This window comes from Staphylococcus pragensis (genome assembly GCF_004785665.1).
Taxonomy (GTDB): Bacteria; Bacillota; Bacilli; order Staphylococcales; family Staphylococcaceae; genus Staphylococcus; species Staphylococcus pragensis.
In genome coordinates this window covers 224,607-241,148 of the sequence record NZ_SRPJ01000001.1, presented here as the reverse complement: position 1 = coordinate 241,148, position 16,542 = coordinate 224,607, and the positions used below count along the sequence as shown (strand labels likewise).

Sequence of the window (16,542 nt, the reverse complement as noted above, 5' to 3'; positions counted from 1 at the left end):
GGAGACATTCATGCAAGGTTTTAGGTGGATTAATATTGCAAAAGGATTTGGAATGGGAACGACTGATTTAATTCCCGGAATTAGTGGAGGTACTATCGCTTTATTATTAGGTATATACGATGATTTCATTTCATCGATTAGCGGTTTATTCTCTAAGCGATTTTGGCCTAGTTTGAAATTTTTACTTCCTATAATAATAGGAATGGGATTAGCCATTGGTATTTTAAGTAACCTTATTAATTATTTATTAGAACATCATCAAGTGGTTACCATGTTTTTCTTTACTGGATTAATCATTGGCATTATTCCATACTTATTAAGAACGGCGAATTTTAAAGAAACATTCCAAGCCAAGCACTATGTGGTTTTAATACTAGGTATCATCATTCTAGTGGCAATCACTTTAATGAATTCAGGTGAACAAAGTGCAGACACAACACTTCATTTATCTTTTAGTCTTATTATTAAATATTTTTTAGCTGGTGTATGTGCTTCTAGTGCTATGTTATTACCTGGAATTTCAGGATCGTTTATGTTGTTAGTATTTGGTGCTTATGGAACAGTAATGTTAGCAGTTGCAGACCTAGTTAAATTTAACTTTGATGGCTTGCCTGTATTGATAATTGTAGGACTTGGTATTATCGTAGGCTTTTTACTTTCAAGCCGTATGATCAAATACTTTTTACATCATCATTTTGTCATGACATTTGCTTTAATTACTGGATTTGTTATTGGCTCAATTTATGCCGTATTCCCTGGTTTACCTAGTGGTTCATTTGAGTGGTTAATAGCAATCGTATTATTGATAATTGGATTTGCCGGTAGTTATACATTAGGTAAAATTACCAGTGAAAATGAGAACTAGTAAATTTAAAAAATAAAATTAACGTTAGCGAAGAGAATAACTTCGTTGACGTTTTTGATTAACAAATAATTATTTTTCAAACAAAAAATCCCAACAATAAATTGTTGGGATAAACACGACATATAGTCTTGTTTTAGTAGATTCTGTAATTTTAGGTATAAGTACAAGTTAGCTAAACTTGTTCTACAACTATATTATATTTCTAACAGTGGCATAAAGTCAACTATTAATTGACTTATGTATTTTATAGATATATTACTCAAAATAGCCTTTTTTCATTTAACCAAGATTACTGATTTTCCGAGTATATTATCCCCTCTCAACTTCATTTAAATTTAAATATTAGAAATCAAAACTAATTAAACATTTAAATATTTATCATCATTACTAATTTTGTAGAGTACTAAAACGCCCGCGAGTAAAGTAAGGCAATCCATTGGGTTTTACTTATTCCTAAAATTACAGAGTACTAAAACTTAATTGTTTCAGTCATATTTAATCAATCCGTCTCACTTATACCTAAAATTACAGAGTACTAAAACCATCAATATTATCTATTTCTTGATAACCTTGTCTCACTTATACCTAAAATTACAGAGTACTAAAACTATATACTATGGAACAATTGGAACATATGGGTCTCACTTATACCTAAAATTACAGAGTACTAAAACTAAACGTTGGTTTAAAGGCGTTTGGTTATTCGTCTCACTTATACCTAAAATTACAGAGTACTAAAACACTCTTCCCACGCTTCGTGAGTGTTGAATTGTCTCACTTATACCTAAAATTACAGAGTACTAAAACTGTAAGTATTAAAATTATTTTTTACATTACGTCTCACTTATACCTAAAATTACAGAGTACTAAAACTTGTTTCATAACGGATGTTAGCTTCATCAGTCTCACTTATACCTAAAATTACAGAGTACTAAAACATTGCGAAGTGTCAAAAACTACAATAAAAGTCTCACTTATACCTAAAATTACAGAGTACTAAAACATGTAGTATCTCTATCAACTTCTACTGTAGTCTCACTTATACCTAAAATTACAGAGTACTAAAACAACAGAATGTTAGTGTTCCTCTAAACCATTGTCTCACTTATACCTAAAATTACAGAGTACTAAAACATATAATGTCATTAATTTTTTTGAACGGTCGTCTCACTTATACCTAAAATTACAGAGTACTAAAACGAGATATACCTCCGTTTATAGTCTGTCGACGTCTCACTTATACCTAAAATTACAGAGTACTAAAACAACCAAATCAAATTGATGTACAAGCTTTGGGTCTCACTTATACCTAAAATTACAGAGTACTAAAACTAATAGGTGCATATATTCGACGACGTTTGAGTCTCACTTATACCTAAAATTACAGAGTACTAAAACAGTAGAACATACATCTAAAGTAAGCTCAGAGTCTCACTTATACCTAAAATTACAGAGTACTAAAACTAAAGTTTTCATCACTTAAATCAGGTGTATGTCTCACTTATACCTAAAATTACAGAGTACTAAAACTCTTATATCCTAAGAGAACTAATTTAGTTCGTCTCACTTATACCTAAAATTACAGAGTACTAAAACCGTAACGATATGTTTCTACTGCGTCACGTCGTCTCACTTATACCTAAAATTACAGAGTACTAAAACACACAAACGCTTCTACTATGGAAGATAGTCGTCTCACTTATACCTAAAATTACAGAGTACTAAAACATCCCACAACCAGATAAATACGATAAAAAAGTCTCACTTATACCTAAAATTACAGAGTACTAAAACATTGGTGCTGAAGGTATGTCAAGTGAGTCAGTCTCACTTATACCTAAAATTACAGAGTACTAAAACATTTCTAATAATAAATCTTTATATTTTTTGTCTCACTTATACCTAAAATTACAGAGTACTAAAACACTCTCCTGTGCTTCCGTATGCTCCACGTTGTCTCACTTATACCTAAAATTACAGAGTACTAAAACGTAGAAAAAGCGTGGAATAGCCCAGAAATGGTCTCACTTATACCTAAAATTACAGAGTACTAAAACCTCTAGCACTATTTAGTAAGAGAAAATTTAGTACGTACTGGGAAGCTATCTAAACTCCCCCATTACTTTAATAATAAATCTAATATATGTAGTTAATCAATTAATATTTTGATAATTGATCAATATATTTTTTAATACTTTCTGATAATTGGTCATCTTTAAGATTTAACTTAAATTTATGATTACAATGTTGTAAATATGATATTCCTACATACAAATCAATAGAATTAAATAACATAATTTGTGATATTTGATAATTAGATATTGTAGGATTTACTTCGATTTTATCATGATAAGTTAAAATAAAACGGTTTAAACTTTCTTCTAATTCTTTTCTTCGATAATTAAGAGGTGCATGCCAAAGTAGTTTATCAATAAAATCATTATTTATCTTTTGTTCTTCATTTCTTATATAATTATTAAATTTCCATTCTTTAGACATAAAATGCAGCGATCCTGTTAAAACAATAATTTTAACTCCTAGTGACTCCAATAAAGCTTTTAACTTTATTTGTTCATTGGGACTTAAATTTGCTTCTGGATATAAATAAATTAACAATAATTTATTACTGAATTGAGTGTTCAATTCGTCTACTATTAAAGGTAGAATGTTTTCAATTCGAGTAATCAGCTTTGAGTAATCTTTTTTTAATTCAAATTCAAAACTTAATAATTTAATAAATTGCTTTATATCGAAAGTCTTTGTTTTTAAGGGCAAATCATTATGATTTATATTCTCTAATAAATCAGATAAAAGAATGTTCATTGAATTTATGTATCCCGAACTTTCAAAATTATTGGAGTAATCTCTTTGAATTTTCTTATTTAAAATTGAGGAGGAACTTAAAGCATGTTCTTCCTCAATTTTGTTATTATCAATTATTATACTTTCATATTCTAAATTTGATACTGACTCTTGATTTAAAACATCAATGATGGAAACCTCATTTTTGTTTGAATTTCTTTTTTTAAAATATTGACTAATAGTTTCTAGTAAATCTTCTTCAATTGTTTCATGCTCATTATAAATAGCAGTATAATTCCCAATATTCAAATTAACTTTAGGCACTAACTCAGATTTTATTTGCCAAATTATATGTTCCATAAGCCATCCTTTTAAAAAATAATCGTACGATTATCCCCTAATATTTCAATATTTTGATTTTCTTCACCCAATAATATTTGCATATGTTGATATTGTTTTTCCGTAATAATTAATGCTCTAACATGTCCTTCCACAGGTAAAAAAGAATTCACTCTTTTTATAGTTTGATTTGCAGCATCTTTATTAATAACACTTTTAATATAAATTGAGTATTGCATCATTAAAAAAACATCTTCAATTAACCTTTTTCTAAATTTACTATAAATTCTTCTTTGTTTTTTTGTTTCTACAGGTAAATCAAACATTAGTAATACTCTCATAAATCTATAGCTCATAAAAATGATATTTCTTAAGATTAGGAAATTTTAATGATTGAATGTCACCATCTTTAAAGTACTCAATTATTGATTGTACCATGATATCTATTGCCCTTATCACCGTTTGCATCTTACCATCAATTTCAACACGCGCATGTAGTAAATTAATTATTTTTAACCTATATTCTTTTGTTAAATAATCTTCAGGTGGATGTTTTAACAAGAATAGATCAACTAATGCTCTAAAAGGTTCTATTAAATCCGAGGCTAGGTTAAAATGATTTCTTCCTCCAATATGGTGGATACCAATAGCCGGTATTAATCCTTTAGCTACAATTGTCCTAGCAATGGCAGAATTAAGAATGGTATAGCCGTAATTTAATACAGCATTTTCTATTAGCTCTTCATTATCTCTAGTAAAATTTTGAAAAAAGCTATTGAAATAATACTTAGCAGCTTGGCCTTCTATATTATTTCTATCAAAGAGAGCTACTGAATTTTTTAATTCGTTCATTTTTTGTATTCTATTATGTTCAACATTCATATATCTCATGCATTCAATTTGATTTTGAATTTTATTTTTAACGATTATGCGCCATAGTTCACTTTTCCGTGCTTCATCCCACTTCAACTGTTCTTTCATTTGTATATACTGATTAAAATGTCCAGAAATAGGTTGTAGGGTACACTCTGGTAAATGTTTCTGATTACAAAAAATAACTAAAATATTATAATTCGAAAGTTCGACTAAAAGTCTAGATGTAATAGTAACAGTTAAATCTTCAACTACTAAAGCAAAAATATCAGGCAGGGGAATTTTAGTTTCTAAATCTCCTTTTCTTATTTTTAAGCTATTTAAGTTTAATGACATATGATTTACATCTGTAACATAAACTATTCTCCAACTCATTTTAATTACCTCGTTTAAAAAGTAATTGTGGTTTTTGAATATTTTTCTGATAATATATATTTCCTAATACATCAGTATGCAATATTTTTATTGATTTCACTTTCTTACCTATTGTTTTTTTAATTCTTGCTTCACCTTTAACATTATTTAATTCGCAATATTCTTTATATCTAATGTTGGGTAAATCTAATTCTATTAAATTTCGCTTGTCACTGTTAACTCCTATAATTTTATATACTTCACCGTCTAGTTCAATTAAATCATTATAATAAAAACTTCCTATAAATTGTGAACTTTTATCAATACTTTTATTTGCTTTTAAATTATTATATGTTTCAGTTGGAATGTAATAGTAACTATCTTTCTTAAGAATATCTAAGTACGAAATCGTTATAAATTTATATCCTTTATCAGTTAAGTAAACATCGAAACGAAGCGATTTAATTGATAATCTCACTAATTGTTTTTTTGAGTCTTCATACTTATGAGTGACATCCAAATGATTACCAACTTTATTGCTTAACATCTTAATTGTTTTAACTATAGGCCCATTATCTTTTTTACTATATTTAGTTAAATACTCTCCCGTTTCCTCATGATATTTAGCCAATGGATTTTTTTCATTAGAATATTGTTTCATAATCGTTTCTAACTTTTCGAATGTTTTAGGATCATGTTGGTACATTAAAAATTTTTCAGGATTTTTATTAAAATGTTTCTTTAAATCCGTATTATCTTTACTATATATATTTTTAATTGTTTGAACTATATAAGCGTCGTCTCCTACTTGTCTCGTTGAATACAGAGTATCATTTATTAGTTGTCTATTAGGCTTTTTATCAACTCTATGAGAGAATTTAAAATCTTTAAATTCTTTGATATCAGTTACTTGTTGAGGAATATTAAATAATTCTTTATATTCATCTTCATTTTTTATTCTTGTAGAATTTTCTACTTTATTTAATTCATTACTTTCTGTAGGTTTTTCAAGTACTTTATTCGCTTCTTTTAACTTTTTATTTTCTTTAAATAAAAAGTCTGCGTTAGCAATAATTAAAGCGTCTTCTGCATGATGTTTATAACCATGATTTCTTTCTTTTTTAAATTTCCATACTTTTCTTAAATAATCAGTAAAGCTACCATTGATAGTTTTAATTTTGACATTCATATCATTAGCACTAAAATAAGCTTTTAAATAATTTGATAATTCTCTTGTAGCATAGCGCGTATCTACTAAGTTTCGATTAATAAATTCTTTTTTGACCTCAAATTTATTGATATCACGTTCTTCTAATAAATATTCTTTCTTTTTCTTAGAAATTCTATCTTTTGATTTACTTAAATTTAAGATATGTTGCTTAAATTGATTATAAGAAATTTTGGCTTCTCCTGAATTAAGATATTGATAAGGAGTTCGGTTACCTTTTTTACTATTTTCTGTCTGTTTAACTAAAACTTTATTTTGATATGAATTATCAAATGATACTGATCGCGGAATAATATGATCGACTTCATAATAATTAGGATTATTAAGTAAGTCCTCTAAAGGTATGCTCTCTAATGAATATAAACATTTTCCTTCTTGCTCATCATGTAGTTTAATTTTTTCAACTAATCTTTTAGCATTTTGATTCCCATATTCCCCGATAATTTCATTGATGCGTTGTCTTGTTTTTTCATTTTTCCTTTGAAGTCCATTGATAAACTTTTGTTTATCTTTAGAGTTATTCTCTCTGGCTAATTCAATAATAATATCGTTAGGTATACCATATTTTTCAATAATTTTATTAATCACATTAATAGCTTGGCCAAATGTTCTTTTAACCACTGGAGATAGTATAAATTCATCTATCATATCTTTTGGAATTTTATTAGATTTTTTCAAATCAATTTTTTTAGGTTTAATATTTAAATAAGAGAATATTTCCATTTGATTTCTCGATGAATGCCATAATTCTTCTAATACTAAATTGATACATTTTAATGATAATCTATGGGTGCCGTTATACCCCGTTAAATTAGAAATATTTTCTTTATCTGTCTCATTTATTGTTTCATCTAACTTACTTAATTCATTTTTAATACTTCCTTTGTCTTGATAAACTGTTAAAATTTCTGCGATTTGATCTAAAAGAGATACATTTTCTAAAATGCTTTGGTCTTTTAGAACCTTTTTCAAATCATGATATAATTTAAATTCTGTAAAATTTTCTTTACCAGATTTAGTAATTCTATATCCTTTAATATCTTCAGGAGTGACACCAATTTCGTTAGCTATTTGTTTTAATGTAGGTTTTTTCTTTTGTTTAAATACATTCTCAATAATGTGATATTTTTCATAATACTCAAGTTTAGTTGATCCATCTCTTTGAATCACTAAATTATTCAAATCATTTAACGCATTAAATAAATCAGCAGAATATGCATATTTTACACTTCTCAATTCTTCAGGAAAATAAGTACAATGGCCCATTAACATTTCATACCATTTTTTTAGATCTCCATTCCAGCCAAATGGACTTCCTTCGCCAGGACCTTCAAAATATTCTCTTCTTGTTTTAACTAATTCTATATATTTATTAATGAAATGCTCATCTAAATTATGGATGTTTTTCTGTACTTTTAAAATTTGTTCAGCTTCTTTAATAATATCCGAAGTCTTAAATCTATTTTCTTCTCCGCGAACTTTCCCTTCATTAAATCTTTCTAATAATAACTCACACACAAATTTATCTTTTAATAAATTTTTATTTTTAGACAACTGTTCTTTGGTAGAAAGTTGGTTTCCTTCTTCACCGTCTTGTTCTACTACATCAATATTATGTATACCTCTTCTTTTTGCTAAATGTAATAATGCAATAACTAATTCTTCACGTGCTAATTCTTCTTTTAATCCTTTTACACGAATGTCATATGGATTGGTAGATTTAGGTACATCATTTAATTCCACTAACTTATATTCATTTAAAAGTTGTTTAATACGATCTAACCTATGAATTCTTCTTCTTTTTAATCTACGCGCACCTCTTTTACTTCTTCTTCCTTCATTATTTTCAACATTAGCTTCTGGAAACAATCTAACACCAGCATCAATAATAGTTTTATCTTCATAATTTATAATCCCATAACCTACTGAGGTAATACCAATATCTAAACCTAAAATATAATTTGTCGTCATTATAAATCACCCACCCTTTATTTATAATTAAATTATAATTTAAAAATAATAGGCGTGGTAGTATTTTTTTGATTAATTTTTAAATATGTTAGTATCATACATTAATTAATATTTATTAAGTTAAAACATAAAAAAGCCTAGACGCATATAGCACCTAGGCTTTACTAGTTATTTAACGAATTATTTATTGTCGTCGCCTTTAACTTTGTCGATTAAGTCGTTAGCTTTTTCTTTTACGTTATCAACAACTTCTTTTGCTTTGCCAGAAGCTTTGTCACCTTGGCCATCTTTTTCTAAATCTTTATTATCAGTTGCGTTACCAACTGTTTCTTTAATATTACCTTTTGCTTGTTCAAATTTATCTTCAGCCATTTGAAATTCCTCCTTGATAGACTGTATGTCTTATTTAATTATTATGTACCCGTACTTTTCTATGTTAAACATATTTTCTTCATTTACTGAGAATTTTTTAATCTTAATAAATTGTATATAATAGGTGGTAACAGTACATATTATATTAGAAAGGACTGAGTTAAAAATGAGATTTATACATTTTACTGCAATGACAGAAAATGGTTTAAATAAAAAAGTAAATCGATTTTTAGAAGAAAACCCAAATATCGAAATAATTAAATTCGATTATAGTGCAGGCTCAGGTAGTTTTGGAGTTGCGCTACTTTATAGATACCTTTCGACATTTTAAAAACATTCAAGTAATAACTATTATCATCAGTCTCTACATAACAAAAGCCCTGAACCATAACGGTTACAGGGATTTAACTTATTTCAAATATTATTTAGCAGGTACAACGGCACCTTTATATTTATCATTGATGAAATCACGAATATCTTTAGACTGTAATACTTCAACTAAAGCTTTGATTTTTTCATCATCTTTGTGTCCTTTTTGAACAGCAATTAAGTTAGCATAAGGATTGTCGTTTGCTTTTTCAACTACGATTGAATCTTTTTGAGGGTTTAAACCTTGATCAATTGCATAGTTAGAGTTGATGATAGCAGCATCTACATCTTGATTTTGATAAATTTTTGGTAAGTATTCAGCTGATTGTTTGTTATTGAATTTAATGTCTTTTTTGTTTTCAGTGATATCTTCGAATTTAGCGTCTTCGATTTTAACACCTTTTTTGATTTTAATTAAACCTTCATCAACGAAGAATTTTAAGAAACGACCTTGTTCAGCTGGGTTGTTAGAAACGTATACTGTAGCACCTTTTGGAAGGTCTTTTAAGCTTTTATATTTTTTAGAATATACAGCCATTGGTTCTAAGTGAACTTTACCAGCATCTTCAATTTTGTATCCTTTTTCTTTACTTTCAGTTTTTAAGTAAGGTACGTGTTGGAAATAGTTAGCGTCTAATTCACCTTTATCTAATAATTTGTTTGGTGTAGTGTAGTCGTTAATTGTTTTAATTTCTAAGTCATAGCCTTTCTTTTTAAGTAAAGGTTTTGCTTTTTCTAAGATTTCAGCGTGAGGAGCTGGTGAAGCACCAACTACGATTTTTTTATCTTTGTCCCCTCCGCCATTTCCACATGCGGCTAATACAACAGTAAGTGTAAGTACTAAAAATAAACTTAAAAGTTTTTTCATTAAATCAAACCTCTTTTCCCTTATCGTTTATCAATTTTATTTGCAATCCAATCCCCAATGAATTGAATTATAAATACAATAATTAAAATGAAGACTGTTGAAACTAAAATGACATCATTTTGGCTACGTGTGAAACCAGTTAAGTAAGCTAAGTTACCTAAACCGCCTGCACCAATAACACCGGCAATTGCAGTTGAACCAACTAAAGCAATCGCTGTAACAGTAATACCTGATACAAGTGCTGGCATTGATTCTGGAAGTAATACTTTCCAAATAATTGTCCATGTGTTTGCTCCCATTGATTGAGCCGCTTCGATGACACCTTTGTCAATTTCCTTAAATGCAATTTCTACTAATCTTGCGTAGAATGGTGCTGCACCAATAATTAAGGCTGGTAATGCACCAGTAGGACCACTTATTGTTCCTAAAAGAACACTTGTAAATGGAATTAATAACAAGATTAAGATAATAAATGGAATTGCTCGGAATAAGTTAACAATAAATGAAACTATGCTATAAAATATTTTTGCCCCAGTAGAATTGCTTCTAGCTGAAAGGAAGAGTAATACACCTAAGATTAAGCCTAGAATAAACGCGAAGATTGTTGAAACGATAGTCATATATAACGTTTCATAAATCGCTTGCCATACATCTGGCCATTGTACATTAGGCATTGTAACCATTTCATGAAGAATATCACCATATGATTTATTCATGCTTAATCACCTCCACATTGACATGTCGCTTATGTAAATCATTTTTAAATTCTTCAAAAGCCTCATGCGTAATATGTGGAATATGGATAACTAAAAATCCAATTGAACCATCACGTGTATTTTTAATATTTGCTTCAAGAATATTAATATCAATATTCAAATTTTTAGTTATGTAAGACACGATAGGTTCAGTAGTGTTGTTGCCATTGAAATTAAGTCTCACAATGTAAGCATCTGAATCTAATGGTTCTAAATGTTTAATTGACTCTTCAAAGTCATCATCTAAATCATCTTTGACAAAGCGTTTTGTCACTTCGTGTTGAGGATTTTCAAAGACTTCACTTACTCTACCTTTTTCAATGACACGTCCATTTTCCATAACAGCTACTTCATCACAAATACGTCTGATTACTTGCATTTCATGAGTAATGATAACAATCGTAAGATTTTGTCTTTCTTTTATTTTTAAAAGTAAATCTAAAATTTCATCGGTAGTTTGTGGGTCAAGTGCACTTGTTGCTTCATCGCACAATAACACGTCTGGATCATTTGCCAATGCACGTGCGATACCTACTCTTTGCTTTTGTCCACCAGATAATTCTGAAGGATAAGCATTTTCTCTACCTTTTAAGCCTACAAGCTCAACAAGTTCCAAAGCTTTTTGCTTAGCTTTCTCTTTAGAGACGCCAGCAATTTCAAGCGGAAACATAATATTTTTTAAAACAGTTCGTGACCACAATAGATTAAAATGTTGGAATACCATACTTACTTTTTGACGTTTTTTTCTTAACTCTGCTTTTGAAAGTTTGTTAATATTGTCGCCATCTATAATAATGTCCCCTGATGTAGGTTCCTCTAGATTATTGAACATTCTAATTAACGTACTTTTACCAGCACCAGAGAATCCAATCACTCCAAAAATTGAGCCTGATTCTATTTTTAAGTCAACGTGATCAACTGCTAGAACATCTTTATTCTTTGTGTGATAGCGTTTAACTACTTGATTTAATTCAATCACGTTAAGTGCCTCCTTAAAACTTTATGTAATTAAAAAATGCTTTCCCACTTTAGTTAAGTTGAGAAAGCATTGAAATATCTTTCTCTCATCTTCTAAAGTGTTAAACTTTATGTGAATTGGCACCATTTCTATTGTCTAGACGGTTGCCGGGCTTCATAGGGCACATCCCTCCACCTCTCTTGATAAGAGTTTTCGCACTATTTAATTAATTTATATCCTATCATTGCACTATAAATTCGTCAATCATTATTTTAATTTTTCTAACAAATAAGGTACAGATTGAAATGCGTAGATTCTATCTAGTTCCTTATCCTTACTCATAATCATTAACACAGGCACGGACATAATTTTATTTTCTTCGCTAAATTCTGGATGAAAATTTAAATCTATCTTTTTAATAGGCAATTTTAAAATCTCATTTGCGATGTCTAGCATGCGCTCAGAAATTTTACATGTGCCACACATGGGCGTATACCCAAATATAAGATGTTTATTTTCTTTGAAGTTTTCTCTAATATCTTCTACTTTTGTTGTACTACTCATTCATTAATACTAACCTTTCAGTCGTTAAATTAGGTATGAGACGCTTCTCCTTTCGAACAGTAAAACCGTATCTGCTCAAAACATTAGCAAGATAGTTTTTAGGACATCGCGCGACTTCACAGTACGTTTTATCAACATAAATGTGCTCACTTTCGCTCAGATATCGTTTGAACCACTTTCTAATTTTCTCACCCTCGTCATCTGAATCTGCAAGTACATACACTTGCTTATCATATAATGATTCGATCATATCATCTATCTTGTCGATACTCATTGTACCATGCGTACAGATAATATTGACAGGTTCAGCGATGACTTGTTGTACTCTCTTCTTATCAGACTTACCTTCAACAATAATAACTTTATTTAAAATTGCCATGCTCATCCACCTTCTAAGTCGATAATAAACAATCATTAACTTCTTCACAGAATAATCAAATTCTAAACTTATTTTACTAAGACTTAACATTTAGAATGATTTAATTTTTGAAAGGCTCACTAACTATCATTATTTAATTTTAACGTGTATATACTTACCCTTACATACATATATGTATTTTAAGTGCGGGTTATTGTATTAATATTTGAGTAAATTAATTTTTATAAAATAAAAAACTCCATGATACGAAATCAAGGAGTTCCCTGTTAATTATTCACCAATCATTTCAGAATATTGATCAGCACTTAATAACTCGTCTAATTGACTTTCATCGCTAAGTTCAACTTTAACCATCCATGCTTTTTCGTATGGTGATTCGTTTACGAACTCAGGGCTATCTTCTAATTCTTCGTTAGTTTCAACAATTTTACCAGATACTGGTGCATATAATTCAGAAACAGTTTTAACTGATTCTACGCTACCAAAAGTATCCCCTTCGTTGATTTCATCGTCAACGTCTGGTAATTCAACGAATACGATATCACCTAATTCGCCTTGTGCGTATTCAGTAATACCAATTGTTACTGTATTGCCTTCAACTTTAACCCATTCATGTTCTTTAGAATATTTTAATTCGCTCGGTACTGCCACGAAAATCCCCTCCTAAAATTAATTACAATTTAATGATGCCATACCGTTAGTTTTCATTCAACTATTAATATTAAAAGTTGATACAATTTATTGAATTAATATTTGTAAAATTAAACTATTTTAACTAATATGAAAAATTATCATTTCATAAAAGGGTTATAGCCAAGTTTCTTTATATTGATCTTCCTTAAATCCTAAAGTTATTTTGTCACCTGAAATCGCTAATGGACGTTTAACTAACATTCCATCTGAAGCTAATAGCTCTAATTTTTCGTCATCAGCTAAATCTTTCAATTTATCTTTTAAGCCTAATTCTCTGTATTTAGCTCCATGCGTATTAAATAATTTATTAATTTCTACACCTGTTTTTTCGATGATATCTTCAAATTCTTTTTTTGTTGGTGTATGTTGCACAATATCAATCGGCTCGTAACTTACGCCATGTGTCTCTAAAAATTTAGCTGCTTTTTTACAAGTCGTACAATTTGAATATTGATAAAATTTAATCATTCAGATGTAACCTCCTATTTTGATTTAACCTAAATATATCAGAAAACTTATGTAAACGCTCTATATTTTTTAAGCTTAATTTTTCGATTAAAATAAATATTTCGTTATAATATAATTAGCATTTAAATAAAAGGAGCGTATATAAATGAAAAGCATTCAAACAACAGACGAATTTAAATCTACAATCCAAAGCGACCAACCCGTTATCGTGAAATTCGAAGCAGGTTGGTGTCCTGATTGTAAAGCAATGGACATGTGGATTGATCCAATCGTCGAGAAATATAACCAATATGAATGGTTTACAGTCAATCGTGATGAACTTGAAGATGTAGCTGCTGATAATGAAGTAATGGGCATCCCAAGTTTATTAGTATTTGAAAATGGCAATAAACTTGCACACTTACATTCAGCTAATGCGAAATCACCAGAACAAGTTGAATCATTCTTAGAAGAAACATTTAACAAGTAAGGATTTAGAACAGAAAATACATTTTTAATTTAGTCTTCTATTGCCAAATTAATTAAGACGGCTAAGACATTGATTTGTCTTAGCCGTCATTTTTTATTCTAATACTCAGAAATTAAGTTTTTACTTTTACGTTGTGCTTTTGGTGGTACTACTTCTAAATCTGTTAAATAAAGTAAACCAGCAATCGCTTCATCATCTTTAATACCTAATACTTTACGCACTTTAGGTTCAAAGATGTAAGTTGGTGTTTTCCAACATGTGCCAATACCTTTTTCATATAATAGTAACATTAAGTTTTGAGCATACGCGCCCATCGCAAAGAAATTCTCGCGATTTTGACGTTGACGTGGGTCCGTTTTCAATACTAGTACTAACATCCCACCTAAATTTGTAACTGCATTGTAGTGATCTTCTTGTTTCTCTGGACTATTAGGAAAGGCGAATGGTGTCACATCTCTACTCATATCGCCTAATCTATCTTTTGCTACATGGATAACTCTCCACGGCTCTCTCATCCCATGATTAGGAGCATCTGTAGCTTTCTCAATCGCATCAAATAATGCGTCATCATCAATAGTCATATCATGTTTAAATTTTTTAATACTTCTTCTTGAAGAAATTGCTTCTTGTAGTTCCACAATTATCGCTCCTTCATAATGATAACTATTATCAATTATAAACTTTTATATAAGTAAATTCAAATGTATGCTACATGTCTTCATAGAATGACAATTGGTCTTTCAAAGTTTTCACATGTAGTTGTCCTGGTGCTTGAGGTGTTCCTAAACATCCGTATGAAACAGATCCTCCAAAGGCACCTTGTGCTACTCGGCTAACTACGCCTAACTGTGACATCGAAATACCAATGACCTTAGGATAAACGGCATCTACACTTGCAGCCATCGCTTGTAATAACGTAGCAACATCTTCTCGACATTGTGGCATAACCGCGATTTTGACATAATCAGGATTCAATTGATGCATTTTATAGTAAGTAAATTTTAGTATATCTATATCTGGTGTTTCTTGAAAATTATGATACGACACTACAACTTGTTTATCATTCTTTTGTGCTAAACGAACAAAATCACGATGAGCAATGACATCATAATCACTATCCCATTCAATATCAATCATGTGACAGTAATCCAAATGTGCAATATCTTGTAAAAGCTTCATATAAGCTTCATAAGGTAAACTGCCTTTACCTCCTTGTGAAATTGTGCGGTATGTGACCAATACTTTAAAATCAGCACCTTGATTGTGTAGTATTTCGAGATTTTTAGTAAGCAATTGAATATGATTTTCTGGCCATTGATCAATACGTAATTCCACTATATCTATCTCATTCTGATATTGGTTTAAATCGTCTAATGTGACGGTATCTACTAATTCTGTTGGTGCTATGGTTGCGGCTACTTCTACAGTTGTCATGGAACTCCCTACTTTCTCGATATTATTCTGTTTTATTTTAAACTATTGTGTCTCTAACTCCAACCTTATGAGGTTTTTGGTCCTTCATTTTCCAAAAAAATTAAATATATATGATTTAAAAATTTAAAGGTGGGTATACAGTGATTGAACACGAAATTTAGGAGGTAATAATAATGGCAGTTCAATATGAAACTAAAGCAACAAACGTTGGTGGACGTAAAGGACATGTTCACACTGACGATAATGCAATTAATGTAGATGTATTACCACCACAACAAGCGGACGGAAACGCAACTAACCCTGAACAATTATTCGCAGCTGGTTATGCTTCATGCTTCAATGGTGCATTCGACCTTATCTTAAAACAAAACAAAGTTCGCGATGCTGAACCTGAAGTAACATTAACAGTACGTTTAGAAGATGACCCTAATGCTGAAAGTCCAAAATTAGGCGTATCTATCGATGCAAAAGTTAAAAACGTATTATCACAAGAAGACGCTGAAAAATATCTACAAGAAGCACATGAATTCTGCCCTTACTCAAAAGCAGTAAAAGGTAACGTAGATGTTGACTTAAACGTTCAAGTTGTAGACTAATTTCAATAGTCATTAAAAAATAAACCATAAATTTTAATAGAGTAGAATGATGTATATTGAGTACATCATTCTACTCTTTTTTGAATAAAAGTTTATTTGGTCTCGTTAAAACGCATTATATCCTCAAAATATTTATTTATTATTTTTTTACTATTTTCAAATATAAAAACTTGTTACTAAAAATT

Annotated in this window: 17 protein-coding genes, 1 CRISPR repeat array and 1 riboswitch; of the genes, 3 read left to right on the top strand and 14 right to left on the bottom strand. The window is 29.7% G+C overall.

The annotated features are described in order from the left end of the window. Positions 1–10 precede the first annotated feature (10 nt). Entirely contained in the window at positions 11–865 is an 855-nt protein-coding gene (gene popT / locus E2558_RS01245; protein WP_126565180.1) for a polyprenyl-phosphate transporter PopT, read from the top strand. Positions 866–1,305: 440 nt separating this feature from the next. Next, a CRISPR array of direct repeats spans positions 1,306–2,922; the repeat unit is 36 nt; unit sequence GTCTCACTTATACCTAAAATTACAGAGTACTAAAAC. A 100-nt stretch (positions 2,923–3,022) separates the two neighbouring features. Here the strand turns inward: popT and E2558_RS01240 are convergent. The 12 genes from E2558_RS01240 to E2558_RS01185 form a co-directional block, all read right to left on the bottom strand. Further along, on the bottom strand, positions 3,023–4,027 hold the full coding sequence (locus E2558_RS01240; RefSeq protein WP_126565179.1) for a hypothetical protein: 1,005 nt from the start codon (positions 4,025–4,027) through the stop codon (positions 3,023–3,025). An 11-nt stretch (positions 4,028–4,038) separates the two neighbouring features. Then, complete coding sequence (gene cas2 / locus E2558_RS01235) at positions 4,039–4,347, bottom strand: CRISPR-associated endonuclease Cas2 (RefSeq protein WP_168210208.1); 309 nt, start codon at positions 4,345–4,347, stop codon at positions 4,039–4,041. Between the two features lie 4 nt (positions 4,348–4,351). Further along, positions 4,352–5,254 (bottom strand): type II CRISPR-associated endonuclease Cas1, encoded by a 903-nt coding sequence (cas1, locus tag E2558_RS01230; protein ID WP_126565177.1) that lies wholly within the window; start codon positions 5,252–5,254, stop codon positions 4,352–4,354. 1 nt (position 5,255) lies between these two features. Further along, positions 5,256–8,432 carry a type II CRISPR RNA-guided endonuclease Cas9 gene (cas9, locus tag E2558_RS01225; RefSeq protein ID WP_126565176.1) on the bottom strand — a complete coding sequence of 1,059 codons (3,177 nt, stop codon included), beginning with the start codon at positions 8,430–8,432 and terminating at the stop codon, positions 5,256–5,258. Between the two features lie 180 nt (positions 8,433–8,612). Continuing rightward, entirely contained in the window at positions 8,613–8,804 is a 192-nt protein-coding gene (locus E2558_RS01220; RefSeq protein ID WP_126565175.1) for a CsbD family protein, read from the bottom strand. 421 nt (positions 8,805–9,225) lie between these two features. After that, positions 9,226–10,041 (bottom strand): MetQ/NlpA family ABC transporter substrate-binding protein, encoded by an 816-nt coding sequence (locus E2558_RS01215; RefSeq protein WP_126565174.1) that lies wholly within the window; start codon positions 10,039–10,041, stop codon positions 9,226–9,228. A 20-nt stretch (positions 10,042–10,061) separates the two neighbouring features. Continuing rightward, on the bottom strand, positions 10,062–10,757 hold the full coding sequence (locus E2558_RS01210) for a methionine ABC transporter permease (protein ID WP_126565173.1): 696 nt from the start codon (positions 10,755–10,757) through the stop codon (positions 10,062–10,064). Next, entirely contained in the window at positions 10,750–11,775 is a 1,026-nt protein-coding gene (locus E2558_RS01205; RefSeq protein ID WP_126565172.1) for a methionine ABC transporter ATP-binding protein, read from the bottom strand. Before E2558_RS01205 ends, E2558_RS01210 begins: the two co-directional genes overlap by 8 nt. Before the next feature lie 82 nt (positions 11,776–11,857). Further along, positions 11,858–11,964: riboswitch (SAM riboswitch) on the bottom strand. A gap of 57 nt (positions 11,965–12,021) precedes the next feature. Then, entirely contained in the window at positions 12,022–12,318 is a 297-nt protein-coding gene (locus tag E2558_RS01200) for a thioredoxin family protein (RefSeq protein WP_126565171.1), read from the bottom strand. Next, the gene (locus E2558_RS01195; RefSeq protein WP_126565170.1) at positions 12,311–12,697 is read right to left on the bottom strand and encodes a toprim domain-containing protein; all 387 of its coding nucleotides are present in this window, start codon (positions 12,695–12,697) and stop codon (positions 12,311–12,313) included. Before E2558_RS01195 ends, E2558_RS01200 begins: the two co-directional genes overlap by 8 nt. 270 nt (positions 12,698–12,967) lie before the next feature. Beyond that, positions 12,968–13,348, bottom strand: coding sequence for a glycine cleavage system protein GcvH (gene gcvH, locus E2558_RS01190; RefSeq protein ID WP_103298694.1), 381 nt, complete (start codon positions 13,346–13,348; stop codon positions 12,968–12,970). A 156-nt stretch (positions 13,349–13,504) separates the two neighbouring features. Continuing rightward, on the bottom strand, positions 13,505–13,858 hold the full coding sequence (locus E2558_RS01185) for an arsenate reductase family protein (RefSeq protein ID WP_126565169.1): 354 nt from the start codon (positions 13,856–13,858) through the stop codon (positions 13,505–13,507). A 145-nt stretch (positions 13,859–14,003) separates the two neighbouring features. Here E2558_RS01185 and E2558_RS01180 point away from each other — a divergent pair, with 145 nt between their 5' ends. Beyond that, the gene (locus E2558_RS01180) at positions 14,004–14,327 is read left to right on the top strand and encodes a thioredoxin family protein (RefSeq protein ID WP_126565168.1); all 324 of its coding nucleotides are present in this window, start codon (positions 14,004–14,006) and stop codon (positions 14,325–14,327) included. A gap of 98 nt (positions 14,328–14,425) precedes the next feature. Here E2558_RS01180 and E2558_RS01175 read toward each other — a convergent pair whose 3' ends face one another. Together E2558_RS01175 and aroD are read right to left on the bottom strand one after the other, a co-directional pair. Continuing rightward, entirely contained in the window at positions 14,426–14,965 is a 540-nt protein-coding gene (locus tag E2558_RS01175; protein WP_126565167.1) for a nitroreductase family protein, read from the bottom strand. A gap of 70 nt (positions 14,966–15,035) precedes the next feature. Continuing rightward, positions 15,036–15,761 (bottom strand): type I 3-dehydroquinate dehydratase, encoded by a 726-nt coding sequence (gene aroD, locus E2558_RS01170; protein WP_126565166.1) that lies wholly within the window; start codon positions 15,759–15,761, stop codon positions 15,036–15,038. A gap of 173 nt (positions 15,762–15,934) precedes the next feature. Here aroD and E2558_RS01165 point away from each other — a divergent pair, with 173 nt between their 5' ends. Continuing rightward, a complete protein-coding gene (locus E2558_RS01165; protein ID WP_103298699.1) occupies positions 15,935–16,357 on the top strand; it encodes an organic hydroperoxide resistance protein in 423 nt (140 codons plus the stop codon). The last annotated feature ends 185 nt before the right edge of the window (positions 16,358–16,542 follow it).